The following is a 23103-nucleotide window of genomic DNA, read 5'->3' as shown; positions in this document are numbered from 1 at the left end:
CATGCGGCTCTCCCGGATAAAGCCCGTCTATGCCGGCATCGCCGCGAGCGTGCTTTCCGCCGCCCTGCTTTTTTCCTTCGGCCGCGATCTCTTGATAACCCAGCGCGAACAATTCTTCGACGGCGTCACCCAATGGGTCTCCGGCCCGGCTTCCAGCGATATCGTTGTCATCGATGTCGATCGGAAGTCGCAACTGGCCACGGATGACAAGTCCTGGAGCCGGGCGGATACGGCCCGTCTCATCGCCAAGGCTGCTGAAGCGAAGGCGAAGGTGGTTGGTGTCGATTTCGTTTTCAGCGGCGACTGCGTGGCGGATGACCCGGCCAACAAGGCCCTGGCGGAAGCGATCGCCAAGGTCCCGACGATCCTCGGCTTTCTCATTGCCGACAGCATGAGGGAACGCCCCTCTCCTGTCCCACCCGTTGCGGTGCGCCGACCGATCGCGATTCCCGAGTTCTGGTTCATTGATGGTGCGGAAACGTCCTGCGGCTTTCTCCAGGCGTCGGCCCGCTCCGCCGCCGCCGCATTTCTTGTCGGCGATGCGGACGCCCGTATTCGCCGGGTGCAGGCCTATTCAATCCTCGGCAACGATGCCTATCCGGCCTTCGGACTCGAGGCCGCACGCCTCGGCATCGGCAACGACATGCCGATCCTGGGCGGAGACCCGCCCTGGCTGCGCCTCGAAACGAAGCTGCTTCAATTTGATGACAACGGCTCGATGCGCTTTGCCGCCGCCTCCGCAGCGCGTATCGGGGAGCGCACTGTTTCTGCCGGCGACGTGCTGAGCGGAAGCGTCGGCGAGGAGCGGCTTGCGGGCAAGATCGTGCTGATTGGAAGTGGTCTTCCCAATCTCGGTGGCCTGCGATCCACGGCATCGATGCCGCTGGAACCATCCGTGCAGATCCATGCCGATATTGCCAATGCCGCGCTGACCGGCTTCATTCCCCACCGCGATGCGCGGTTGCCGCTGCTTGAGGCCGCCATCGCGCTCTTCGGCGGCCTTCTCATCGCCCTGATCGCCACCCGGCTGAGACCGGTCACTGCCGCAATCCTCGGCCTGCTGGCCGTCATGTCGACGATCGCCGCGGCCACGCTGCTCTACCGCCTCGATGCCCTGCTCTTCGACGCGCCGGGCGTCAGCCTTGCCCTTCTTGTCGTGCTTGCGGTTACGAGCACCCTGCAGTTTGCCCGCGTGCGGCGTTCGGAATCGACCGCGCGCGCCAAGTTTTCCCAGTACCTCCCCCAGTCGGTGGTGGAGCGCTATATCGACAATCCCGACGACAACCCCGCCGCCAGCGAAGAGCGGCCGGTCACGGCACTCTTCACCGATATCGAGGGCTTCTCGACCCTGACCCACAAGCTCTCGCCGCGCGATCTCGTCACCCTGCTGGATACCTATTACGCCGAGGTCAATGCGATGGTCGCCATCCATGGCGGCATGGTGGACAAGGTCGTCGGCGATGCGGTGCATGCCTTTTTCAATGCGCCGGAAGATCTGGAGGACCACGTCAACAAGGCGATCGACTGCGCCGAGGCCATTCATGTGCTGACCGAAGAGATGCGAACCCGTGCCGGATTTGTCGAATACGACTTCGGCCGCACCCGCATCGGCATCGAAACCGGCATCGCGGTACTCGGGGAAGTGGGAGCCGGCGGAAAACTGGACTATACGGCCCATGGCGACGCCATCAACCTTGCGGCCCGTCTTCAGGAGGCCAACAAGTTTCTCGGCACGGCGATCTGCATCGGCCCGCAGGCTTGCGCCGAGAGCGGCCGGCCGCTCCGCTCACTCGGCATGCATGAAATCCGTGGTTTCGGCGAAATGGAGCTCTTCACCACCAATTAGTAAGTCAATACTTACCTCTTGAGCCCAACGCTTGCGTAGGCTTCCACAATGCGGGGCTCTTTCCAGAGCACCGGCTTGTTTGGCGCTTCGCCTGGATGCGCGATCTCCACGCCCTCGCCCGGCCCAACCAATTGGGTGACGCCGCCGCCTTCGACGGCGACCTGCCCATGCTCCACGAAAACCCCGAAAACGCCACGACTTGGGCCGCAGAAGAACTTGGTGCCGCGCACGCCGATCATGCCGAAGGTCGTACGAAGAGCGAGATCGACTTTCGGCAGACCTTCTGGCCTGTCGAAGACCATCTGCCCCATGCCCAACTCCAGTGTTCCGCCTTGATTGGCGATGAAGCTGTCGAGAAGCAACTCGCTCTGGTTTCCGAGAAGAATGCGCGTGTCGCCTTCAAGCTTCAGGTCAGCAAAGCCATCTGCGCCTGTTGCCACCAGATCTTTTTCCATGATCTCGGCACCGGTGGCCAAACCCTCGTTTGACTGCTGGCGCTTGCGCTTTACCACGCCACGAATGTCGGATGCAGTTCCGATCACCGTTCCGGCGCGCGTTGGAAGGGCGAACAATCCGCCTGCTGCAATGGCGCAACCGGCGATGAAGGTGCGGCGGCCGATCGGCCAGTGGCTGCGATGAATCCCCGTCATTCTCAACTCCTTCATGCGTTGAGGGATATTTCCCCATCGGCTTTCATGCCGAAGGCGACGTCCGGTCTCCGTTGCTTGTCCTCTTTCGCGGCGCTTGTGGCTGTTTCCGGCGTAACAGGTGCAGGGACCGTGGCGGCCTAAGGTGCCACGAACTCAAGGGAGAGCGCCATGAAAAAGGTTTCCAAAAAACACATTTCTCTTATCAATGCGCTGCTGCTCGGCCTCGTCAGCGCGCTTTCGCTTGCCGCGATCACCGTCCCGTCTGCGCGGGCAGCAGCAATGCTGCCTGCAGAACAGTGCGACGCAGAGGCGGGCAGCGAATACGACCTGCAACGCAACTTCAGCTTTCGGCCCGTTGCGACTGAAGATATCCGCATCGGCGTCGCGCTTTCCGCATGCCGCGAAGCTTACAAGCAAGGCGCCGAACCGAGGCAGACCTTCCAGCTTGCCCGCGTGCTTTACAAAGCCGGACAGCGCAGCCAGGCCATGGCGATGCTCAAAGCGGCGTCCGAAGAAGGACATGCGATCGCAATGGTGAACTATGGCGTAATGCTGGACGAGAATGGCAACCATGAAGCCGCTTTCACCCTGTTCGAAAAAGCGGCCGCCACGGGCAATATCCTTGCAGCCTATAATCTCGGCGTTGCCTATCGCGACGGGGTGGGCACGAAGGTTGATGCCCCCATGGCAATCCAGTGGTTCGAGCGTGCATCTCTGGCAAAGGACGATATTGCGGCGTTCAATCTCGCCGTCATGCTGGATGAGGGCAAGCTGGTGCGGGAGGACAACGCCAAGGCCGCAAAACTTTATCGTATCGCCGCCGACCGCGGCAATATCGACGCCATGGTCAATCTGGCGCTGATGCTGCGAACCGGCGAAGGTGTGCAGCGCGACCTGTCGGCAGCACGCGAATTGCTGACCAAGGCAGCGATTGCCGGCGATGAATTTGCAGTTGCTTCGCTTCAAGCCCAGCCCGCCGATACAACGGATGTCGCCATGATCGACGACACCGTTACATCAGCCATTGCAGCCGATGGGGCCTCGGCTCCAGTCCTGCAAAAGACCGCTCGCCTGAAGTAAGCGCTCTCGTCGCTTAGCGGATGTTGCCGGCTTCCGGACCCCAGGTGTCGGTCAGCGCAAAACCTTCGGCAAGCGGATCGAAGGGATCGAGCGCCACCTGATGCAGGCCGAAGGTCCAGCCGCGGCCGGAGATGGTCGGGATGATCGCCGGCCGGCCGGCAACCTCTGTCACCGCCTGCAGGCCGACCTTGAATTCCGAACCGATGATCGAGCGCGACGTGAAGACGTCGCCCACCTTGGCGAGCCCTCGGGCATGCAAGGTCGCAAGGTTCGCCGAGCTGCCCGTGCCGCAGGGCGAGCGATCGACGCGTCCCGGCCACATGGTCGTGCAGGTGCGCACCACGCCATCGGCCTCCGTATCGCGGAACATGACATAGGCAACACCGCTGATCTCGGGAATTTCCGGATGCACAACGGACATAGTGCGATTGACCATTTCCTTGATTTTCATGCCGGCCTCGACCAGCGTGCGGGCATTGGCCTTGTCAATCGTCGTGCCGATCTGGCCAACGTCGACCAGTGCATAGAAGATGCCGCCATAGCAGAGATCGAGCTTGATACGGCCCCAGTCCGGGGTATCCAGCTCGACATCAAGTTCCTGCACGAAGGACGGCGTCATGGTCAGCGTCACCCGCTCGCAACGTCCGTCCTTGCAGGTCGCCGTCGCCTTGACGAGACCGGCGGCCGTATCGAGCATGACGATGGTCTCGGGTTCCTTCATCTCGATCATGCCGGATTCGAGCAGGGCCGTCGTCACGCAGATCGAGTTGGAACCGGACATCGCATGGGCCTGATCGGCCTGCAGGATAATGAAGCCGGCATCTGCTTCCGGCCGCTTCGGTGGGACCAGCAGGTTGACGGAGCCAATCGAGCTTGCCCGCGGCTCAAGGCAGAGAAAGCGGCGCAGGCTGTCATCGACCGTGTTGATGTAGTTGAGCTGCTCGGCGATGGTGTTGCCGGGGATTTTTGGCACGCCGCCGATCGCCACCTTGCCGATTTCTCCCTCGGCATGAACATCCATCAGCTGGATCGTGCGTTTCCATCTCATGGCGATACTCCTGATGCTTTCGTCGGCAACAGCCGAATCCGTGTCGGCACTGGTGATATCGCAGGAAAACGGGCTTGCCTACGGGTGCGCCCCAGGATTTCCTGTTGCGCAAAAGCCCCTCTCTCCAAGCCTGTGACTTCACCCCAATTATTGTTCTTGACCCGTCCGCTGCCGTGGCGTCCTTTCCGATTATCCACGCATTCGAGGTTCCCGCCATGACAAAGCTCATCCTTTTCACAGACTTGCACATGGTTCCCGAAGGCGAGACCATCATCGGGCTTGATCCCGCAAAGCGCCTTTCCGCAGGCATCGCACATGTCAATCGCTATCACGCGGATGCCGACCGGGTGATCGTCATGGGTGATCTTGCTCATTGGGCGGACAAGTCTTCCTATGTGCGGTTGAAGGCGGAGTTGGACAAGCTCGTACCGCCGCTTGCCATCACCATCGGCAATCACGACCGGCGCGAAATTTTCCTCGAAGTCTTCACCAATGCAGTGACCGATGAAAACGGTTTCGTGCAGCGTGTCATCGATTTCGACGACTGTCGCGCCGTGCTGCTCGATACGCTGTTTGCCCCGCCCTACGATTATCCCAACAGCCATGCGGGCCTGCTCTGCGAGAAGCGGATGGCGTGGCTGGAAACGCAGCTGGAAACGGCTGGCGACAAGCCCGTGCTGCTTTTCATGCACCATCCGCCGCATGCGACGGGCTTTACCGGCATGGACCTGATCCGCCTCACCAACGAGGTCGAGTTCTACGATCTGGTAAAGCGGTACGGTAATGTACTGCACATCTTCGCCGGCCATGTGCATCGCACCATCTCCGGCTCCAGTCGAGGTATTCCATTCTCGGTGTTCAAAAGCCCCTGCCACCAGCAGCCTATGCCTTTCGAGGCGCCGGATGCCTCTCTTTCCGTGGACGAACCCGCCGCCTATGGCATTGCGGTCATGACCGATACCGGCATCCTTGTTCATACCGAGGACTACGAGATCGCCAAGCACGAAGCGGAAGTGGCTTGAGCCACTCCGTCTGTGCAGGTGGTTTCTCCCGGCATGCGATCATGGTAGCCTTGGCGCATGACTACATTATCAGAAACCTTTGACTGCCAGAGCTGCGGCGCGTGTTGCGCCTATTCCGCCGATTGGCCACGCTTTTCGCTGGAAACAGATGCGGAAATCGAACGTATCCCGACGGAATATGTCTCCGAAGATCTCGGCGGCATGCGCTGTTCGAACGATCGCTGCGAGGCTTTGGAGGGAAAGCTCGGCATCCATGTCGGCTGTCGCATCTATACCGTTCGCCCGATTGTCTGTCGAACCTGCATGCCCGGCGATGACGAATGTCTTATGGCTCGCCACCGGCACCGCGATATTCTGGCTGCTGGCGCCTTCCATCATTCTTCGGCGCCATAATCGATACGCCGCATGAAATGCGGATATCGTGAAACGAAATAGTGATAATATCTACATCTCATTGATTTGACCGTATGGATATACGGAAGAAGCAGTCGTATTTTCGCGCCTGATAACAAAGATGCCGCAGAGCGCCTTGAAGGGGATGACCGATGAGCCAGCCGCAACCGATCGCAAACGAAATCGTACACCCCTTTGCCAATTTCGCGCCGCCGATCTCGGCACCGACGCCACTGCGTCAGGCAATTACCGCCGCTTACCGCCTCCCCGAGACCGAAGCCGTACCTGCTCTGCTCGATCAGGCCACGCTGCCGGACGATATCCGCAACCGCGCCAAGAACACCGCCCGCGCCCTGATCACGGCGTTGCGGGGCAAGCACAAGGGCACGGGTGTCGAGGGGCTCGTGCAGGAATATTCGCTGTCGAGCCAGGAAGGTGTGGCGCTGATGTGCCTTGCCGAGGCGCTGCTGCGCATCCCCGACACCGCCACGCGCGACGCCCTTATCCGCGACAAGATCTCTGAAGGTGACTGGAAGTCCCATATCGGCGGCGGCAAGTCGCTGTTCGTCAATGCCGCGACCTGGGGCCTCGTCGTTACCGGCAAGCTCACTTCCACCGTCAACGACCGCAGCCTTTCGGCCGCGCTGACCCGCCTCATCGCCCGCGCCGGCGAACCTGTCATCCGCCGCGGCGTCGATATGGCGATGCGCATGATGGGCGAGCAGTTCGTCACCGGCGAAACCATCGAGGAAGCACTGAAGCGCTCTCGCCCGCTCGAAGCCCGCGGCTTCCGTTATTCCTACGACATGCTCGGTGAGGCCGCGACCACGGCAGCAGACGCCAAGCGCTACTATGCCGATTACGAGAACGCCATCCATGCCATCGGCAAGGCCTCGGCCGGCCGTGGCATCTATGAAGGCCCCGGCATCTCCATCAAGCTTTCGGCGCTGCATCCCCGCTACACCCGCGCACAAGTCGCTCGCGTCATGGGCGAACTCTTGCCGAAGGTGAAGGCGCTGGCGCTGATCGCCAAGGGCTACGACATCGGCCTCAACATCGACGCCGAGGAAGCTGACCGGCTGGAGCTGTCGCTCGACCTGCTCGAAGCGCTGCGCCTCGATCCCGATCTGTCTGGCTGGAACGGTGTCGGCTTCGTCGTACAGGCCTACGGTAAGCGCTGCCCCTTCGTGCTCGATTTCATCATCGATCTCGCCCGCCGCTCCGGCCACCGCATGATGGTGCGCCTTGTGAAGGGCGCCTATTGGGATGCCGAGATCAAGCGCGCCCAGCTCGACGGCCTCGAAGGTTTCCCGGTCTACACCCGCAAGATCTATACGGACGTCTCCTACATCGCCTGCGCCAGGAAGCTGCTTGCCGCCCGCGACGTGATCTTCCCGCAGTTCGCCACCCACAACGCCCAGTCGCTGGCCACGATCTATGAACTGGCCGGCCCCGAATTCAAAGTCGGCGACTACGAGTTCCAGTGCCTTCATGGCATGGGCGAGCCGCTCTATGACGAGGTCGTCGGCAAGGACAAGCTCGACCGCCCGGCCCGCATCTATGCCCCGGTCGGCACCCACGAGACGCTGCTTGCCTATCTGGTTCGCCGCCTGCTCGAAAACGGCGCAAACTCCTCCTTCGTCAACCGCATCGCCGATGCGGCCGTCTCGATCGACGAGCTCATCGCCGACCCGGTTGACATCGTTCGTGCCATGCCCGTTCCCGGCGCCCAGCACGACAAGATCAAGCTGCCTGAAGCGCTTTATGCCGGGCGGCCGAACTCTGGAGGTTTCGACCTCTCGAACGAAACCACGCTTGCGATGCTCGACGACGCGCTGGCGGCCACGACGAAGATCGACTGGCAGGCGGCACCGCTCATCGGCGGCAAGGCGATGGACGGCGACAGCCGGCCGGTGCTGAACCCCGGCGATCTCGGTGATCGTGTCGGCACCGTCGCGGAAACCCGCGAGGTGGATGTCGGCAAGGCAGTCTCGGTTGCGACGGCCGCCGCCAACGAATGGGCCAAGGTCTCCCCTGCGGAGCGGGCCAGCCGCCTCGCGCGCGCCGCCGACCTGATGCAGGAGCGCATGCCCTCGCTTCTCGGCCTCATCATCCGCGAAGCCGGCAAGTCTCTGCCAAACGCCATCGCTGAAGTGCGCGAAGCCATCGACTTCCTGCGCTACTACGCCGAACAGGCAAGCCGCACGCTCGGTCCTGCCCACGCGCCGCTCGGCCCGATCGTCTGCATCAGCCCGTGGAACTTCCCGCTCGCCATCTTCGCCGGCCAGATTGCGGCGGCATTGGTTGCCGGCAATCCCGTGCTGGCAAAGCCGGCCGAGGAAACGCCACTGATCGCCGCCGAAGGCGTGCGCATCCTCCATGAAGCCGGTATTCCCGGCGATGTGCTGCAGCTTCTGCCAGGCGACGGCCGCATCGGCGCGGCGCTTGTCGGCTCCGACGGCATTGCCGGCGTGATGTTCACCGGCTCAACCGAGGTCGCGCGGCTCATCCAGGCGCAGCTTGCCGGCCGCTTGTCCAAGATCGGCAAGCCGATCCCGCTGATTGCCGAAACCGGCGGCCAGAACGCCATGATCGTCGACAGCTCGGCGCTGGCCGAACAGGTCGTCGGCGATGTCATCGCGTCGGCCTTCGACAGCGCCGGCCAGCGCTGCTCGGCTCTGCGCGTGCTCTGCCTGCAGGAAGACGTCGCCGACCGCGTGCTGGCCATGCTTAAGGGCGCGCTGCACGAGCTGGAGATTGGCCGCACCGATCGCCTGTCCGTCGATGTCGGCCCGGTCATCACATCCGAAGCCCAGGGCATCATCGAAAAGCATGTCGAGACGATGCGCGGCATCGGCGCGAAGATCGAGCGGATCGCCCCCGGCGAAACCGCAGACAAGGGCACCTTCGTTGCCCCGACGATCATCGAGCTCAAGCAGCTCTCCGACCTGAAGCGCGAAGTCTTCGGCCCGGTCCTGCATGTGCTGCGCTACCAGCGCGACGACCTCGACCGGCTGATCGATGACGTCAACGCCACCGGCTACGGCCTGACCTTCGGCCTGCACACGCGCCTCGATGAGACGATCGCCCATGTCACGTCTCGGGTGAAGGCCGGCAATCTCTACGTCAACCGCAACATCATCGGCGCCGTCGTCGGCGTACAGCCCTTCGGCGGCCGCGGCCTTTCCGGCACCGGCCCGAAGGCGGGCGGCCCACTCTATCTCGGCCGCCTTGTCCAGACCCCGCCGGTGCCGCCGCAGCATAGCTCCGTGCACAAGGATCCGGCACTGCTCGACTTCGCCAAGTGGTTGGATGGCAAGAGCCTGAAGAACGAGGCTTCGGCGACCCGCGAAACCGGCAGCATCTCGGCGCTTGGGCTTGCCAGCGAGCTTGCCGGCCCGGTCGGGGAAAGCAATCTCTACGCACTCCACCCGCGCGGCCGCATCCTTTCGGTGCCGCAGACAGAGACGGGTCTGTATCGCCAACTGGCCGCCGCGCTTGCGACCGGCAACACGGTCGTGGTCGATGCGGCTTCCGGCCTTCAGGAAAAGCTATCCGGCCTGCCGGCGTCGGTTTCCGCTCGCGTATCCTGGTCGAAAGAGTGGAAGGCGGATGGTCCGTTTGCCGGCGCTCTGGTCGAAGGCGATGCGGAGCGCATCGTTGCCGTCAACAAGGAGATCGCAGGGCTTCCCGGCCCGCTGGTTCTGGTGCAGGCCGCAACCTCGGCCGAGCTGGACAAGAACCCGGACGCCTACTGCCTCAACTGGCTGCTGGAAGAGGTCTCCACCAGCATCAACACGGCTGCCGCCGGCGGCAATGCGAGCCTGATGTCGATCGGCTAATGACTTGAAGCGAAGACGCCGCACCCAAGGCGCGGCGTCTTCAGAGCATCCCTACGCCCACGAGACTCCCCTCCGTCATGGTCGGGCTTTGACCCGGCCATCCATCAGCCTCACCATTCGACGAGAATACCATGGATCTCCGGCTCAATGCCGAGGATGATGACAGAGAGTGGGGCGCCATTTGGCCAGTTAACCCATGTGTCCCATGGATGCGGACATGAACAGCATCCAGATCGCCATGGCGATCATCATCAGGTTTTCCGTCAACGACACAAAACCGAGCGGCACGTTGCTGCCGCCACCGACACAGGCGCATTTCAATTCGCGCTTGTCGATGTAAACAGCCTTGAACACCGAGATGGCCCCGATCGTGCCGATGAACAGCGCGACGGGGATCGAAATCCAGTTCAGTGCACCTGCAATCATCAGGATGCCGGCGCCGGCCTCCGCGAAAGGATAGATGTAACCGTAGCGGACGAAGCGCTTGGCCAGCAGGTCGTAGTTCAGGAACATCGTCGAGAAGCTTTCGATATCCTGCAGCTTCAGCATCGCGAGGATTGCCATGCTGAAGGCAATGAACCACTCGCCGGACCGGATCGTCAGCACCGTTCCAAAGTTCGCATAACTTGCTGCCAGCGCCATCAACGCCGCTATAGCGAAAACAGCAAGAACGGGACGGTAAGTTACGGCTTTCGGATCGCGAACGGTCTTACCTAAAAAGCGCCTGGTATCGTCGTAGCCACCAATGCGCTTGCCGTCGATAAAGGTCTGCGGCGTCGTCTTGACGTCATGCTCCGCCTTGAAGGCATCGGTTTCCTCGCGCGTCTTCAGCCAACGGTCCTCGACCTCGTAGCCCTCGCGCTCCAGAAGATCCTTCGCCTTCAGCCCATAGGGGCAGATGTGAGTTGACATCACCATGCGGTAGAGAACGGCCTTGCGACTTGAACTCTGGCGGCTTACGGCATTCGACATGATGCAATCTTTCAGTGGGTTGGGTATGGCGTGACTGCACCCTATATAGGTTCCGTACCATAGTACGGAGTCAAGGATGTCGGACATAACAATTGCCGGGCTTGCGCGCGAGGGCGGCGTGGGTGTCGAAACGGTGCGTTACTATCAGCGACGCGGTCTTATCGGACTGCCGGAGCGCGGAGCCGGCGGTGGGCTGCGCGGCAACGTTCGCCGTTATGGCGAGGACGATGTACGCCGCCTGCGCTTCATCCGCTCGGCTCAGGCCGCAGGTTTTACCCTGGAACAGATCGGTGAGCTTATCGAACTTGATGCCAGCGAGGACAGGGCACGCGCCCGCCAACTCGCCAACCAGCGCATTGAGGCGCTGGATCAGAAGATTGCCGAGTTGCAGGCCGCGCGAAAGTCTCTGCATCGGCTTGCCCATGATTGCGGCGCCGGCACATCTGGACCCTGCCCGATCCTGACGGCTTTCGACGGCGGCTGATGGCGATTGCCGTGGCATACCAGCTCGTGATCGGCTACACCGGGCGCAACACGGAAATCCCAATCTAGCATGTTTACCCTTCGCACCACCGAGACCTTCAGCCAGGACATCAAAAAGAGCCGCTTCATTGCGATCTATGGCCCTGTGGCCGATGAACAGGAGGCGAAGGACTTCATCGCCGCCCATTCCGACCCGGCCGCCAACCACAATTGCTGGGCCTACCGCATCGGCCAGATCTATCGTTTCAATGATGACGGCGAGCCGAGCGGCACCGCCGGCAAGCCAATTCTGCAGGCCATCGACGGCCAGGGACTGGATCATGTCGCCGTCGTCGTCATCCGCTGGTTCGGCGGCATACTTCTGGGAAGCGGCGGGCTTATCCGCGCCTATGGCGGCACCGCGGCCATGGGCCTGCGCGCTGCCGAAAAAACCGAGGTCATCGAGACTGACGGCGCGAAGATCACCTGCGATTTCTCCGACCTCGCGATCGTCAAGGCACGGCTGTTTTCAAACAGCGTGACGATTTTCGAAGAGAATTTCACCGGCACTGGCGCAATCCTTGAGGTGCAGATGCCGAAGCCATTGCGGGAGGTGGCCCGAACCTTGGTGCGCGATCTCACCCGCGGTCGCGCCACGATGCGTTTCGACGACGAATAGGCTTTCGCCTCTGTCATAATCGGCTTAGAAACGCCGGCTAAAGAGAAGCGATATTTCAACAGCATAGGCGAGGACCCCATCATGAAAACAAGAACGCTTGGCCGCACGGGCGCGACCATTTCCGAAATCGGCTTCGGTGCCTGGCAGATCGGCGGCGCCTGGGGTGATGTTTCCGAGGAAGACGGCAAGCGGGCGCTCAACGCCGCTCTCGATGCCGGCGTCACCCTCATCGATACCGCTGACGTCTATGGCGACGGCCGCTCGGAAAAGATCATTGCCTCAGTGCTGAAGGAGCGCAGCGGAGACAAGCCTTTCGTTGCCACCAAGGCCGGCCGCCGGCTGAACCCGCATGTAGCGGATGGCTATACCGGCGCCAACATCGAAGCTTTCATCGATCGAAGCCTCAGCAATCTCGATGTCGAGACACTCGATCTGGTGCAACTCCACTGCCCGCCGACCGATGTCTACTACCGCCCTGAAATGTTCGGCGCGCTGGATGATCTCGTCACCAAGGGCAAGATCCGCGCCTATGGCGTTTCCGTCGAGCGTGTCGAGGAAGCGCTGAAGGCCGTCGAATATCCGGGTGTCGCGACGATCCAGATCATCTACAACATCTTCCGCCAGCGGCCGCAGGACCTTTTCTTCGAAGAAGCCATCAAGAAGAATGTCGGCGTCATCGTGCGCGTGCCGCTCGCCTCCGGACTGCTTTCGGGCAAGATCACTTCCGAGACCAAGTTCGCGGATGACGACCACCGCAAGTTTAACCGTCATGGTGAGTTCTTCGATGTCGGCGAGACCTTTGCCGGCGTGCCGTTCGATCTCGCGCTCGAAGCCGTCGAGCAGGTCCGCCCGCTGGTGCAGGAAGGCGTAACCATGGCGCAGTTCGCACTTGCCTGGATCTTGCAGAGCAAGGCCGTCTCCGCCGTCATCCCCGGTGCGCGCAACGAGACTCAGGCCAGGGGCAATGCCGCCGCCAGCGACATCGCCGCTCTTCCGCCGGAAACCATGCAGGCGCTTGCCGATGTTTACCAGCGCCTGATCAAGGCACACGTTCACCAGAAGTGGTAATATCGAGCTGAACCGATCGCCTTCTGCTGCGTTGACGATCGGTGTCAGCGCGGCAGGAGGAGACCATGCAGGACAATCTTCAATGCTTCGTCGATGCCCAGGCGCCGGTCTACGATGCCGCACTGGGCGAGCTGCGCGCCGGCCACAAGACAACGCACTGGATGTGGTTCATCTTCCCGCAGATCGCCGGCCTCGGCCATTCATCGATGGCACAACGTTACGCGATCTCGGGCCTGGAGGAGGCCAAAGCCTACCTGTCTCATCCGTTGCTCGGCCAACGGCTGAGGGAATGCACAGAGGCGGTCTGCGCCACCAGCGGCCGCTCGGCACATGAGATCTTTGGTTCGCCAGATGATATGAAGTTTCGCTCGTCCATGACACTTTTTGCAATCGCCGCGCCGCAAGAGAGTATTTTTGGCACCGCCATCGAACGCTTCTTCGACAGCGAAGACTCGGCGACGCTTGATCGGCTTGCAGCAGAACGCTGAGAAAATGCCGTAGCGAGAGAGGCGTGCCCGGCGATCACTTGTCACCGGGCAGGCTCGTATCAGGGAACGATCAGCGTGCCGGCGCCGTGCTCGGTGAAGATTTCGAGCAGCACGGAATGGGCGGTCTTGCCGTTCAGGATGACGACGCCCTGCACACCGGCATCAATCGCCTCGATGCAGGTTTCCACCTTGGGGATCATGCCGCCGGAGATCGTGCCATCCTTGATCAAGGCGCGAGCTTCGGCCACCGAAAGCTCCTTGATCAGTTCGCCCTGCTTGTTGAGAACGCCGGGAACATCCGTCAGGAACAGGAGACGCGTGGCATTCAGCGCACCGGCGATCGCGCCGGCGAAGGTATCGGCATTGATATTGTAGGTCGCGCCGTCGCGGCCCGGAGCAACCGGAGCGATGACCGGGATCATCTCCGAGCGGGCCAGGAGATCGAGCAGCGTGCGGTCGACTTCGACCACTTCGCCGACGAAGCCGAGATCGAGCACACGCTCGATATTGCTGTCGGGATCGACAATGGTCTTCTTGGCCTTTTCGGCGAAGACCATGTTGCCGTCCTTGCCGCAGAGCCCAATTGCCCATTCGCCGGTCTGGTTGATGAGCGCGACGATCTCCTTGTTGATGGAGCCGGCCAGAACCATTTCGACGATCTCGACGGTCTTGGCGTCGGTGACGCGCAGGCCACCTTCGAATTTCGATTCTATCCCCATCTTGGTCAGCATCGCGCCGATCTGCGGGCCGCCGCCATGCACGACGATCGGGTTGACCCCTGATTGCTTCAAAAGCGCGATATCAGCGGCAAATGCCTTGCCGAGCTCGGGATCGCCCATGGCATGGCCACCATATTTCACGACGATCGTCTTGTTTTCATAACGCTGCATATAGGGCAGCGCCTGCGCAAGAAGACGTGCCTGGGTTTCGCTTTCGGATGCGGTCATGGGGAGGAACCTTCAAAAAATGCCGGATGCTGTGTAGCGCAAGTTTTTCGCCGAGGGAATGATCCGTCGCGAAGATAACGCCGTAGTGACGGCCGGCAAGAAACAGGGCAAGCTGGTTCAGCGTTCTCCATGTCCCTGCTTGGCATGATTCGACGCATTTCGGGAGGCAAGGTGAACTGTTGATGGCTACAGACGACACGGCTACCCTGCTTCAACGTGTTTCGCTGAGGGATCGTCAGGCGTTTTCGGCGCTCTACCGTGGCACAAGCTCGAAACTCTTTGGCATCTGCCTTCGTATCTTGCGCGATAGGGCAGAAGCGGAAGAGGCATTGCAGGACGTCTACATCAAGATCTGGCAGAAGGCCGGGAATTATGCCGCAACCGAAACCCACCCTGCAGGCTGGCTCGCCGCAATTGCCCGTAACCATGCAATCGATGTCCTCAGGGCGCGAAAGCCAGTGGCCAACACGATCGATGATGCTTATGATCTGGCCGATCCATCACCTGATCCAGAACACTCGGCGATGATGAGTGGAGAAGGCAGGCGGATCGACAATTGCATGCGCGAGCTGGAGACAGACAGAGCCGATGCCGTGCGCAAGGCCTATATCGACGGCCACAGCTACCAGGAACTGGCGGAACAGTTCAATATTCCGCTGAACACGATGCGAACGTGGCTGCGCCGCAGCCTCTTGAAACTGAAAGAGTGCATGGAGAGATGAGCACACAGACCCCGAAGCGTGGTGATTCACAACGTGACGAAGTCATCGCGGGCGAGTATGTGCTCGGCGTCCTGTCGACCGATGATCGCAGGAAGGTTGAAGCGCGCATAGTGCTCGACAGCAACTTTGCCGCCATGGTTAATCGCTGGCAGACCAACCTCTCCTCCTTCGACAACGCCTATGAAGCGGTAACGCCGCGGCCCAAGGTCTATGCGACCATCGAGCGTCGCCTCTTCGATCAACCGGCCCCGACGGAGACCAGCGGGCTCTGGAATTCGCTCGCCTTCTGGCGGGTGCTGACGGGTCTCGCGCTTGCAGGGCTTGCCGCGATCGCGGTGCTGGAAAGCGTTACCTTTACCGCGCCACAGCCCCCCACTGCAGCCCCGATCCTTGCGGAACTTTCCAGCGAGGGTAACGCCGTCGCCCTCTTCGCAAGTTATGACCCTACCCATGGGAAGCTGACGATAACCCCTGTTGCCGCCAACCAGCCGGAGCCTCGCTCGCTCGAAGTCTGGATGATCGAGGATGGCAGCGCACCAAAGTCGCTCGGCGTCCTGCCGCAGTCCGGCGAGGGCGAGATTTCCATCGCGCCGGAGATGGCCCAAAAGCTGGGTGCCGGCGTAACGCTCGCGGTCAGCCTGGAACCCGTTGGCGGCTCGGCGACAGGCGCCCCGACAGGCGCGGTCGTTGCAGCCGGGAAGACGCATCTTCGCTAATCGGAGAGTCCGTACAATCTGCATCTAGCAAAGGCGGCGAAAATCGTCACGCGCGCCTTCTCCGCGAGCGAAAGTATTTGTCGAGAAGGTGTGGCTGGCTCCCTCTGCTCCCCAGCGGGGAGAAGGTGGCGCGTAGCGCCGGATGGAGGGGGGGCGGCTGGCTCTGAACAAGCGGAGACACCCCCTAATCACCTCGCATCCGCTCGGCACTTCTTCCCGCTGGGGAGAAGAGGGAGTTCGCGGCTAACATTTCCCGCCTTCCACAAGCACAACCGCCAATCCCGCCACATTTCCTTCATCAGACCCTGAAACTCTTTCCCACTCCCTCCCGTACATCCTTTGTCCTCTGCGCAGAGAACGACAACCTTGAAACGGGAGAAGGCCGTTATTGGCCTAAAGAGATCAATGGAGAGAATGCCAATGTTTAAGTCCCTGCTGCGTACGACCGCGGTTGCTTCGATCCTCGCTGTCAGCGCGCTTGCTGCCCATGCCGAAAACCCGATGGTTGGCGGCGCTCCGATGTATGAGAACAAGACGATCGTCGAGAACGCTGTCAATTCCAAGGACCACACGACGCTGGTCGCAGCCGTCAAGGCCGCAGGCCTTGTCGACACACTTTCCGGCGCCGGTCCGTTCACAGTCTTTGCACCGACCAACGAAGCCTTCGAGGCACTTCCGGCCGGTACGGTCGATACGCTGTTGAAGCCTGAAAACAAGGATCAGCTGACCAAGGTTCTGACCTGCCACGTCGTTGCGGCCAACGCCATGTCTGATGCCATCGACAAGATGGTGATGGACGATGGCGGCACTCATGACGTCAAGACCGTGGGCGGCTGCATTCTGAAAGCCAAATCCGAGGGCGGCAAGATCACGCTGACCGATGAGACCGGCGGTGTCGCGACAGTCACCATCGCCGACGTCAAGCAGTCGAACGGTGTCATCCATGTCATCGACAAGGTTCTTCTGCCGAAGAGCTAAGCCTTAGAGTTTGTCAGGGAAAAGTGAGAACCGGTTTTCCCGAAAAGACAAACGCAACCAAAAAAATCTCTAAAGGGTTCAGGGTCGGGCTCCTTGCCGACCCGCGCATGGCTTCAACCCGAAAAGGTTGGGGCCATGCGCATTTTATCTCCGGACAGGCCGGCGGCATCACGCGCCATTGACGACCATGTGCTTTGCCGAGACGTTGGCCCGGCGCTAATATGAGGTCATGATCCATGGGGAGAGAACTGATGCCCAGCCGCCGTATTTTCCTTCTTTCAAGTGTTGGCGCCGTTGCATTGGCGGCATTCAGGTCGCCACCAGCCTGGTCGGCCGAAGAACCGTTTGAAGTCACGCATACGGACGCCGAATGGAAGGCTATGCTGACTGACGAGCAATATCAGATCCTCAGGCACGAGGACACGGAACGCCCGTTCACCAGCACCCTGAACACCGAGAAGCGCAAGGGAACGTTTCATTGCGCCGGCTGCGAACTGCCGCTCTATTCATCCGAAACCAAATATGACAGCGGCACGGGCTGGCCCAGCTTCTGGGAAGCTATGCCAAATGCCGTCGGGCTTCGCGAAGATACGACATTCGGCATGGTACGGACGGAATGTCACTGCCGCCGCTGCGGCGGCCATCTCGGCCACGTGTTCGACGATGGCCCGCCGCCGACCGGCAAGCGCCATTGCATCAACGGGCTTTCCATGACCTTTGCCGCCGGCACCTCATCGTAAGGCACCGGCAAGCGAAGATGGGCGTGATCTTGAAGAGATCAGAGCGCGCCCGGCTGAGGAGTGGTAGCGGCTGGGGCAGCACCCGAAAGGGCCGCCTGAAGCTTCTGTTCCTGATCGGGTGAAAGCGATGTCTTCAGCACGCGTCCCTTCAGGCCCTCGAATTCGGCCATGACCTTTTCCGGCTGCACCTTGCGGACCAGAACGAAAAGGGCGGAGGAATTGTTCGGGATCGTCTCACCCAGAGACTTGATGAAGTTGTCGTCGATGCCGTAGTCGGCAAGCGAACCGGACAGCGCACCCGCCCCTGCCCCGATTGCACCGCCGATGGCAAAGCCTGCCAGCGGATTGAGGAACAGTAACCCGACGAGGCCGCCCCAAAGCGAGCCGGAAAGAAGGCCGGACGTGGCGCCAACCGCCGTCAGATTGAGGCTCTGCTTCAGATGGACCTTGCCGGCCTCATCGCGCACGACGACAACTGCGTCCTCGAGGTCTATCAGATATTCCTTCTTCAGGCTGTGCAGCTTGAGAAGGACGCGGTCCGCCTCCTCGGTGCTATCGAAACCAATGACGATCAAGTCCGACATGATGTTCTCCTTATCCCTCGGTGTCTGCAGGACTTGCTCGCCATGCAGCAACGGGTAACTAGGGCAGATTTCATGTCAGGGTAGTGACAGCGGCCAGAGAGCGTAAATTTGCCACGGCAGCGCGTCAAGTTTCCTACTGTGTGATTGCAACCTCAATGGCGCGGCGGAGTTCGTCCAGGCCGGATGCCTTTTCAGAAGAGGTTGCGAGCACTTCCGGGAAAGCCGCCGGATGCTTCTTGATCTTCTCCAGCGTCTCGGCCATGAGCTTGGGAACCGCAGGGTCCTTGATCTTGTCGGTCTTGGTCAGCACGATCTGGTAGGAGATCGCCGCCTTGTCGAGCAGCGACAGCACTTCATCATCATTCTTCTTGATGCCGTGGCGGCTATCGATCAGCACATAGACGCGTTTCAGGGTCGCGCGGCCCCGCAGATAGTCGAAGACCAGCTTCGTCCAGGCGTCTACATTCTCCTTCGGAGCCTGCGCATAGCCGTAGCCGGGCATATCGACCAGTGCCATCGGCGGCAGGTCGTCGGCCTCTCCGGAGAAGCCATCCGGCACGAAGTAGTTGAGTTCCTGCGTACGGCCGGGCGTGTTGGAAGTGCGTGCAAGGCCTTTGTGGGCAACCAGCGCATTGATCAGCGACGACTTGCCGACATTGGAGCGGCCGGCAAAGGCAATCTCCGGCGGCCCTTCCGGGGGAAGGAAATTCATCGACGGCACGCCGCGGATGAAAATCCAGGGGCGGCCAAAAAGCGGCTTGTCGTCCTTGGCTTTTCTGTCGGTCATAACGTCATCCTTTTGAAGCGGCGGGCACAATCAATGCCCAGCACAGGGCACGGCTTGCCATAATCCTAGCGGCTTTGCGGTTTTGGCCGGCCTTGTCAAGACCGACGGGCCATCTCACGCCTGTCGGGCAAGCCTTGAACCGTAGTCTCAGGCGGTCCGACGCGCCAGACGCTGCTGCCGCAGCAGCTCGACCGTGAGGTAGGACAAGAGTGCCAGCAACACCACCGACCCGCCAATGATGGTGTTGGGGCTCGGAATTTCACCATGGATCAGCGCCACCCAGAGCGGCGCAAGCACCGTTTCCGCCGTCCCGAAGAGTGCCGCCAGGGCAGACGGCACGAAACGTGCGCCGGTCACGAACAGGGCAAGACCCAGTCCGAAGTTGAAGGCGCCGAACACGATCAGAATGCCCAGCTGCGGCAGGGTGACGGCAAACCCCGTCGTCTGGGATGCCGCAAGCGTGCCGGCAATGATCGTGCCCAGGAGGACCGCAGGCGTCATGCGCACATGGGCATATTTTCGGGTGATGACCGTTGCAAATGCGAAGGCGAAAGCGATCAGCAGGGCGAGCGCATCGCCGATCGGCGAGACCGCCCCGGTCAGCGAATCCGAGACCATGATCAACACGCCGCAAATGACTGCACCAATTGCGATCCATGTCGAAACCGCAACCCCTTCGCGATAAACGATCCAGCCGATCAGGGCGGCAATCAACGGCACGCCGGCCTGAAGGAGCATGATATTGGCGACCGTGGTGTAACCAAGCGCGATGATGAAACTTACCGAGGCCGTTGCAAAACAGGCGCCGACGGCAATGCCCGGCAACCCCATGCCCCGAAAGAGCCTGCCGGTTCCTGCGATCCCGTCGCGCGTGAGCATAAACCCTAAGAGAAACAATGCGGCGAAAAGCGACCGCCAGAAGACGACGGTCCAGACATCCTCAATATCGAGAAAACGCGCAAGCGTACCGCCGAAGCTCCAGACGACCGCGGACATCAGAACAAGGAATATGCCCTGGGTCTGGCTGAGGGACGGCTCTGCCGGCGCTTGCAAAGGAGTGGATGACATGGTGCTACCCGCTTTGGATACGGGCAACGATCTCCGCCACAAAGCGCAAGTCCTCCCTCAGAATCTTTCTTAGAGGATGTCTGGTTCAGATTGAACCAGACATCCTCTAGATTCTTTTGTTTCCGTTTGTCTTTTCGGGAAAACCGGTTTCCACTTTTCCCTGACAAACTCTAAACTGCATTTGCCTCCAAGGCGACGGCGGCGACGACATAGAGCCGTCGCAATTTCGTCCGCACAGCAAAAAGCCCCGGGGTTACCGGGGCTTTGAAACTTTTCTCAAGAGAGCGGCCTATTCGGCCGGTTGTTTCGGTTTCTTGCCGAACAGTCCCTTTATATTGTCGAACAGTTCGATCTTCACGCCGTGGCGCTTCATGATGATCGCCTGCTGGGTGATCGACAGTGTGTTGTTCCAGGCCCAGTAGATGACCAGACCGGCCGGAAAGCTCGCCAGCATGAAGGTGAAGACCAGCGGCATCCAGGTGAACAGCATCGCCTGGGTCGGATCCGGCGGCGTCGGGTTCATGCGCATCTGTAGGAACATGGTAACACCCATGATCAGCGGCCATACGCCGATCATCAGCATGTGCGGCAATTCGATCGGGATAAGACCGAACAGGTTGAAGAGCGAGGTCGGATCCGGCGCGGACAGGTCCTGGATCCAGCCGAAGAACGGTGCATGCCGCATTTCGATTGTGACGTAGATCACCTTGTAGAGCGCGAAGAACACCGGGATCTGGAACAGGATCGGCCAGCAACCGGCAACCGGGTTGATCTTCTCGTCCTTGTAGAGCTGCATCATCGCCTGCTGCAGGCCCATGCGGTCATCGCCGAACTTCTTCTTCAGCTCTTCCATCTTCGGCTGAACCTTCTTCATGTTCGCCATGGACGCGTACTGCTTGCTGGCGAGCGGGAAGAAGAGTGCCTTGACGACGATGGTGGTGAGCAGGATCGCCACGCCGAAGTTACCAAAGAAATGGAAGAAGAAATCCATCAGTTTGAACATCGGCTTGGTGATGAAGTAGAACCAGCCCCAGTCGATCAACAGGTCGAATTGCGGAATGTTCAAGGACGTCTCGTAGCTGGAGATCAGCGGCACCTGCTTGGCGCCGGCGAAGATGAGGTTCTTCACATCGACGCTCTGGCCGGCTGCGACCGTGATCGGGTCCTGCTTGTAGTCGGACTGGAAGCGCTCGCGGCCGTCGGTGAAGTGCGAATAGCGCGCTTCATACGGTGTCGCCTGCGGCGGCACGATTGCGGTTGCCCAATACTTGTCGGTTATGCCGAGCCAGCCGGTGGTTGCCTTGCCGGGCTCTACCGGTGCATCGTTCTCGACCTTGGCGTATTTGACTTCCTGCAGGCCGTGCTCGCCCAGCACGCCGATGAAACCTTCATGCAGAACGTAGACACTCGGGGTCGCCGGCTTCGAGAAGCGGGTGACGCGACCATAGCCGGACAGTGACACCGGTGCTGCCGTGCCGTTGGTGATCTTGTCGGCCACCTGGAACATATAGTGCTCGTCGACCGAGATGGTGCGGTCGAAAACGACGCCCTTTTCATTGGTATAGGAAAGCGTGACCGGCGTGGACTGGGTGAGTTCCTTGCCTTCCTTCAGCGTCCAGACCGTCTGCGGACCGGGCGCTGAGCCGGAGGCATCGTTGCCCACATAGCCAACTTCCGTAAAGTAGCCATCCTTGGTTTCGGCAGGGCTCAGAAGCGTGATGATCGGGCTCTTGTCATCGACCGTCTCATGGTAATCCTTGAGCTTAAGGTCATCGAAACGCGCGCCCGTCAGGTTGATGGAACCGCTGAGTGCCGGGGTATCAATGGTAACGCGAGCCGACTTGGCAAGCGACTGGTCGCGGCTTTCGCCCGTACCCGGCACGGCTGCACCGTTAGCACCCGGAAGCGCGGTGTTCGCGGCGCCCTGCCCTGCGGCTGGCGTCGTTGCCTGGGGCTTGGCCAGCTCGGCCTGCTCGGCGGCGACCCGTTCCTTCTCCATCTTGGGATTGATGTAGAGGAATTGCCAGGCGATGAGGATCACCACGGATAGGGCGATCGCCACGAAGTAGTTGCGGTTATTTTCCATCATTCTTTCCTGGAGCCGGTCGGCGGCCGTAATTATTCTGCTTGCTTTCGATGCGGTCGCAGAGCCCCTTCGTCAGCCGCTCGAAAGGGGCAGTCAAAAGCTCGCGTCTGGCGACAATCACATAGTCGTGTCCGGGCTTCATTGCAAATCCGGCGGAAAGTCGCACGGCCTCTTTCAGGCGGCGGCGCATCCGGTTGCGCTCAACGGCATTGCCGTGTTTCTTGGTCACCGTAAAACCGACGCGCGGTGCGCTCTCCGGCTCCTGGCGATCCAGAACTTCGAGAAGGAACAGCGGACCTTTGCGCTTTTCGCCTTCGCGGACTTTGAGGAACTGCGGGCGGGTTTTCAGCCGCCCGGCAGTTGTCTTGTGGTCGTTAGACGTCATGCGCCAACGCTCTTTAATTCGACGCCCGCCTTTGACCCGCAAGGGCTGACGAGACAGGCTGCCGAAAAGCCGCGCATGGCGTATCCCGGTCCGAGGAAACGGAGGACGCTCATGCGCCGCAGGCCTTAGGCCGACAGACGCTTACGGCCGCGTGCCCGACGGGCAACGATAACCTTGCGGCCACCCTTGGTGGCGATACGTGCACGGAAGCCGTGACGGCGCTTGCGAACAAGCTTGGACGGTTGATAGGTACGCTTCGTCATTTATTTTAATACCGCGGTGTGCGGCCCTTCTTGGGTTTGCTTCTTAGCAAGGAGCGTTTTGGTCAGGACATGGGCTAGCCACAAGGGCAAGAGGACTTGTCCAGACGTGGGCGGCTTATAAGAGCAAACCCGCGCGCAAGTCAATCGCAACAGCAGGAAATGCACGTCTCGCGGTGTTTTGGCGCGGAAAGGCCACCACCGAATATGAGCGGGTATTAATACACTTTGCAATTCTGGATTGAAAATCCTGAATGAGCTATCGGAATCTCGTCAAGAT

23 protein-coding genes are annotated in these 23103 nt (G+C 60.7%); 13 read left to right on the top strand and 10 right to left on the bottom strand.

The features are described 5' to 3' along the window. Position 1 precedes the first annotated feature (1 nt). On the top strand, positions 2-1846 hold the full coding sequence (locus tag QO002_RS04660) for a CHASE2 domain-containing protein (RefSeq protein ID WP_307233154.1): 1845 nt from the start codon (positions 2-4) through the stop codon (positions 1844-1846). A gap of 11 nt (positions 1847-1857) precedes the next feature. Here the strand turns inward: QO002_RS04660 and QO002_RS04655 are convergent, their stop codons facing one another. Then, positions 1858-2496 (bottom strand): FecR family protein, encoded by a 639-nt coding sequence (locus tag QO002_RS04655; RefSeq protein WP_307227166.1) that lies wholly within the window; start codon positions 2494-2496, stop codon positions 1858-1860. Between the two features lie 168 nt (positions 2497-2664). Between QO002_RS04655 and QO002_RS04650 the strand changes: the two genes are divergently transcribed. Next, complete coding sequence (locus QO002_RS04650) at positions 2665-3576, top strand: tetratricopeptide repeat protein (protein ID WP_307227164.1); 912 nt, start codon at positions 2665-2667, stop codon at positions 3574-3576. Between the two features lie 13 nt (positions 3577-3589). Here the strand turns inward: QO002_RS04650 and QO002_RS04645 are convergent, their stop codons facing one another. Continuing rightward, complete coding sequence (locus tag QO002_RS04645) at positions 3590-4624, bottom strand: proline racemase family protein (protein ID WP_307227161.1); 1035 nt, start codon at positions 4622-4624, stop codon at positions 3590-3592. Between the two features lie 215 nt (positions 4625-4839). Here QO002_RS04645 and spdA point away from each other — a divergent pair, with 215 nt between their 5' ends. The 3 genes from spdA to putA all read left to right on the top strand — a co-directional run bounded on the left by spdA (position 4840) and on the right by putA (position 9881). Beyond that, positions 4840-5646 carry a 2', 3'cyclic nucleotide phosphodiesterase SpdA gene (spdA, locus tag QO002_RS04640; protein WP_307227159.1) on the top strand — a complete coding sequence of 269 codons (807 nt, stop codon included), beginning with the start codon at positions 4840-4842 and terminating at the stop codon, positions 5644-5646. Between the two features lie 57 nt (positions 5647-5703). Next, positions 5704-6039: a YkgJ family cysteine cluster protein gene (locus tag QO002_RS04635; RefSeq protein WP_307227157.1), complete on the top strand. Its 336-nt coding sequence runs from the start codon at positions 5704-5706 to the stop codon at positions 6037-6039. A gap of 152 nt (positions 6040-6191) precedes the next feature. After that, the gene (gene putA / locus QO002_RS04630; RefSeq protein ID WP_307227155.1) at positions 6192-9881 is read left to right on the top strand and encodes a trifunctional transcriptional regulator/proline dehydrogenase/L-glutamate gamma-semialdehyde dehydrogenase; all 3690 of its coding nucleotides are present in this window, start codon (positions 6192-6194) and stop codon (positions 9879-9881) included. Between the two features lie 189 nt (positions 9882-10070). On the opposite strand, the gene QO002_RS04625 is transcribed toward putA, so the two are convergent. Then, positions 10071-10853, bottom strand: a complete 783-nt coding sequence (locus QO002_RS04625) for a MauE/DoxX family redox-associated membrane protein (protein WP_307227153.1) — start codon at positions 10851-10853, stop codon at positions 10071-10073. Between the two features lie 76 nt (positions 10854-10929). Between QO002_RS04625 and QO002_RS04620 the strand changes: the two genes are divergently transcribed. The 4 genes from QO002_RS04620 (at position 10930) to QO002_RS04605 (ending at position 13550) form a co-directional block, all read left to right on the top strand. After that, entirely contained in the window at positions 10930-11337 is a 408-nt protein-coding gene (locus tag QO002_RS04620; protein ID WP_307227151.1) for a MerR family DNA-binding protein, read from the top strand. Between the two features lie 69 nt (positions 11338-11406). Beyond that, entirely contained in the window at positions 11407-11994 is a 588-nt protein-coding gene (locus QO002_RS04615) for an IMPACT family protein (protein WP_307227149.1), read from the top strand. A gap of 81 nt (positions 11995-12075) precedes the next feature. Further along, complete coding sequence (locus QO002_RS04610; protein WP_307227147.1) at positions 12076-13062, top strand: aldo/keto reductase; 987 nt, start codon at positions 12076-12078, stop codon at positions 13060-13062. 65 nt (positions 13063-13127) lie between these two features. After that, positions 13128-13550: a DUF1810 domain-containing protein gene (locus QO002_RS04605; RefSeq protein ID WP_307227144.1), complete on the top strand. Its 423-nt coding sequence runs from the start codon at positions 13128-13130 to the stop codon at positions 13548-13550. Between the two features lie 59 nt (positions 13551-13609). Here QO002_RS04605 and argB read toward each other — a convergent pair whose 3' ends face one another. Further along, the gene (gene argB, locus QO002_RS04600) at positions 13610-14497 is read right to left on the bottom strand and encodes an acetylglutamate kinase (RefSeq protein WP_307227142.1); all 888 of its coding nucleotides are present in this window, start codon (positions 14495-14497) and stop codon (positions 13610-13612) included. Positions 14498-14679: 182 nt separating this feature from the next. Here argB and QO002_RS04595 point away from each other — a divergent pair, with 182 nt between their 5' ends. The 4 genes from QO002_RS04595 (at position 14680) to msrB (ending at position 17653) form a co-directional block, all read left to right on the top strand. Beyond that, a complete protein-coding gene (locus QO002_RS04595; protein ID WP_307227140.1) occupies positions 14680-15219 on the top strand; it encodes a sigma-70 family RNA polymerase sigma factor in 540 nt (179 codons plus the stop codon). Beyond that, the gene (locus QO002_RS04590; RefSeq protein ID WP_307227138.1) at positions 15216-15935 is read left to right on the top strand and encodes an anti-sigma factor; all 720 of its coding nucleotides are present in this window, start codon (positions 15216-15218) and stop codon (positions 15933-15935) included. The genes QO002_RS04595 and QO002_RS04590 overlap by 4 nt, the downstream gene beginning before the upstream one ends. 420 nt (positions 15936-16355) lie before the next feature. After that, complete coding sequence (locus QO002_RS04585) at positions 16356-16913, top strand: fasciclin domain-containing protein (protein WP_307227136.1); 558 nt, start codon at positions 16356-16358, stop codon at positions 16911-16913. A 251-nt stretch (positions 16914-17164) separates the two neighbouring features. After that, positions 17165-17653, top strand: coding sequence for a peptide-methionine (R)-S-oxide reductase MsrB (gene msrB / locus QO002_RS04580; protein WP_307227134.1), 489 nt, complete (start codon positions 17165-17167; stop codon positions 17651-17653). Positions 17654-17691: 38 nt separating this feature from the next. Here the strand turns inward: msrB and QO002_RS04575 are convergent, their stop codons facing one another. The 6 genes from QO002_RS04575 to rpmH all read right to left on the bottom strand — a co-directional run bounded on the left by QO002_RS04575 (position 17692) and on the right by rpmH (position 22826). Beyond that, entirely contained in the window at positions 17692-18237 is a 546-nt protein-coding gene (locus QO002_RS04575; RefSeq protein WP_307227132.1) for a DUF1269 domain-containing protein, read from the bottom strand. A 133-nt stretch (positions 18238-18370) separates the two neighbouring features. Continuing rightward, positions 18371-19024: a ribosome biogenesis GTP-binding protein YihA/YsxC gene (gene yihA / locus QO002_RS04570; protein ID WP_307227130.1), complete on the bottom strand. Its 654-nt coding sequence runs from the start codon at positions 19022-19024 to the stop codon at positions 18371-18373. A gap of 147 nt (positions 19025-19171) precedes the next feature. Continuing rightward, the gene (locus tag QO002_RS04565; protein ID WP_307227128.1) at positions 19172-20092 is read right to left on the bottom strand and encodes a DMT family transporter; all 921 of its coding nucleotides are present in this window, start codon (positions 20090-20092) and stop codon (positions 19172-19174) included. Between the two features lie 289 nt (positions 20093-20381). Next, the gene (gene yidC / locus QO002_RS04560) at positions 20382-22178 is read right to left on the bottom strand and encodes a membrane protein insertase YidC (protein ID WP_307233152.1); all 1797 of its coding nucleotides are present in this window, start codon (positions 22176-22178) and stop codon (positions 20382-20384) included. Further along, positions 22168-22563 carry a ribonuclease P protein component gene (gene rnpA / locus QO002_RS04555; protein WP_307227126.1) on the bottom strand — a complete coding sequence of 132 codons (396 nt, stop codon included), beginning with the start codon at positions 22561-22563 and terminating at the stop codon, positions 22168-22170. Before rnpA ends, yidC begins: the two co-directional genes overlap by 11 nt. Positions 22564-22688: 125 nt before the next feature. Beyond that, positions 22689-22826, bottom strand: coding sequence for a 50S ribosomal protein L34 (gene rpmH / locus QO002_RS04550; RefSeq protein ID WP_037104763.1), 138 nt, complete (start codon positions 22824-22826; stop codon positions 22689-22691). Positions 22827-23103: the final 277 nt, after the last annotated feature.

It is taken from the genome of Pararhizobium capsulatum DSM 1112 (genome assembly GCF_030814475.1).
Taxonomy (GTDB): Bacteria; Pseudomonadota; Alphaproteobacteria; order Rhizobiales; family Rhizobiaceae; genus Pararhizobium; species Pararhizobium capsulatum.
The sequence above is the reverse complement of the archived record's forward strand: the minus strand, read 5'-3'. Positions and strand labels throughout refer to the sequence as shown.

What these genes read in the sequence shown, in the direction of transcription:
- QO002_RS04660 (WP_307233154.1), top strand. Translation starts at nt 2, where the DNA reads ATGCGGCTCTCCCGGATAAAGCCCGTCTATGCCGGCATCGCCGCGAGC.
- QO002_RS04655 (WP_307227166.1), bottom strand. Translation starts at nt 2,496, where the DNA reads ATGACGGGGATTCATCGCAGCCACTGGCCGATCGGCCGCCGCACCTTC.
- QO002_RS04650 (WP_307227164.1), top strand. Translation starts at nt 2,665, where the DNA reads ATGAAAAAGGTTTCCAAAAAACACATTTCTCTTATCAATGCGCTGCTG.
- QO002_RS04645 (WP_307227161.1), bottom strand. Translation starts at nt 4,624, where the DNA reads ATGAGATGGAAACGCACGATCCAGCTGATGGATGTTCATGCCGAGGGA.
- spdA (WP_307227159.1), top strand. Translation starts at nt 4,840, where the DNA reads ATGACAAAGCTCATCCTTTTCACAGACTTGCACATGGTTCCCGAAGGC.
- QO002_RS04635 (WP_307227157.1), top strand. Translation starts at nt 5,704, where the DNA reads ATGACTACATTATCAGAAACCTTTGACTGCCAGAGCTGCGGCGCGTGT.
- putA (WP_307227155.1), top strand. Translation starts at nt 6,192, where the DNA reads ATGAGCCAGCCGCAACCGATCGCAAACGAAATCGTACACCCCTTTGCC.
- QO002_RS04625 (WP_307227153.1), bottom strand. Translation starts at nt 10,853, where the DNA reads ATGTCGAATGCCGTAAGCCGCCAGAGTTCAAGTCGCAAGGCCGTTCTC.
- QO002_RS04620 (WP_307227151.1), top strand. Translation starts at nt 10,930, where the DNA reads ATGTCGGACATAACAATTGCCGGGCTTGCGCGCGAGGGCGGCGTGGGT.
- QO002_RS04615 (WP_307227149.1), top strand. Translation starts at nt 11,407, where the DNA reads ATGTTTACCCTTCGCACCACCGAGACCTTCAGCCAGGACATCAAAAAG.
- QO002_RS04610 (WP_307227147.1), top strand. Translation starts at nt 12,076, where the DNA reads ATGAAAACAAGAACGCTTGGCCGCACGGGCGCGACCATTTCCGAAATC.
- QO002_RS04605 (WP_307227144.1), top strand. Translation starts at nt 13,128, where the DNA reads ATGCAGGACAATCTTCAATGCTTCGTCGATGCCCAGGCGCCGGTCTAC.
- argB (WP_307227142.1), bottom strand. Translation starts at nt 14,497, where the DNA reads ATGACCGCATCCGAAAGCGAAACCCAGGCACGTCTTCTTGCGCAGGCG.
- QO002_RS04595 (WP_307227140.1), top strand. Translation starts at nt 14,680, where the DNA reads ATGGCTACAGACGACACGGCTACCCTGCTTCAACGTGTTTCGCTGAGG.
- QO002_RS04590 (WP_307227138.1), top strand. Translation starts at nt 15,216, where the DNA reads ATGAGCACACAGACCCCGAAGCGTGGTGATTCACAACGTGACGAAGTC.
- QO002_RS04585 (WP_307227136.1), top strand. Translation starts at nt 16,356, where the DNA reads ATGTTTAAGTCCCTGCTGCGTACGACCGCGGTTGCTTCGATCCTCGCT.
- msrB (WP_307227134.1), top strand. Translation starts at nt 17,165, where the DNA reads ATGCCCAGCCGCCGTATTTTCCTTCTTTCAAGTGTTGGCGCCGTTGCA.
- QO002_RS04575 (WP_307227132.1), bottom strand. Translation starts at nt 18,237, where the DNA reads ATGTCGGACTTGATCGTCATTGGTTTCGATAGCACCGAGGAGGCGGAC.
- yihA (WP_307227130.1), bottom strand. Translation starts at nt 19,024, where the DNA reads ATGACCGACAGAAAAGCCAAGGACGACAAGCCGCTTTTTGGCCGCCCC.
- QO002_RS04565 (WP_307227128.1), bottom strand. Translation starts at nt 20,092, where the DNA reads ATGTCATCCACTCCTTTGCAAGCGCCGGCAGAGCCGTCCCTCAGCCAG.
- yidC (WP_307233152.1), bottom strand. Translation starts at nt 22,178, where the DNA reads ATGGAAAATAACCGCAACTACTTCGTGGCGATCGCCCTATCCGTGGTG.
- rnpA (WP_307227126.1), bottom strand. Translation starts at nt 22,563, where the DNA reads ATGACGTCTAACGACCACAAGACAACTGCCGGGCGGCTGAAAACCCGC.
- rpmH (WP_037104763.1), bottom strand. Translation starts at nt 22,826, where the DNA reads ATGACGAAGCGTACCTATCAACCGTCCAAGCTTGTTCGCAAGCGCCGT.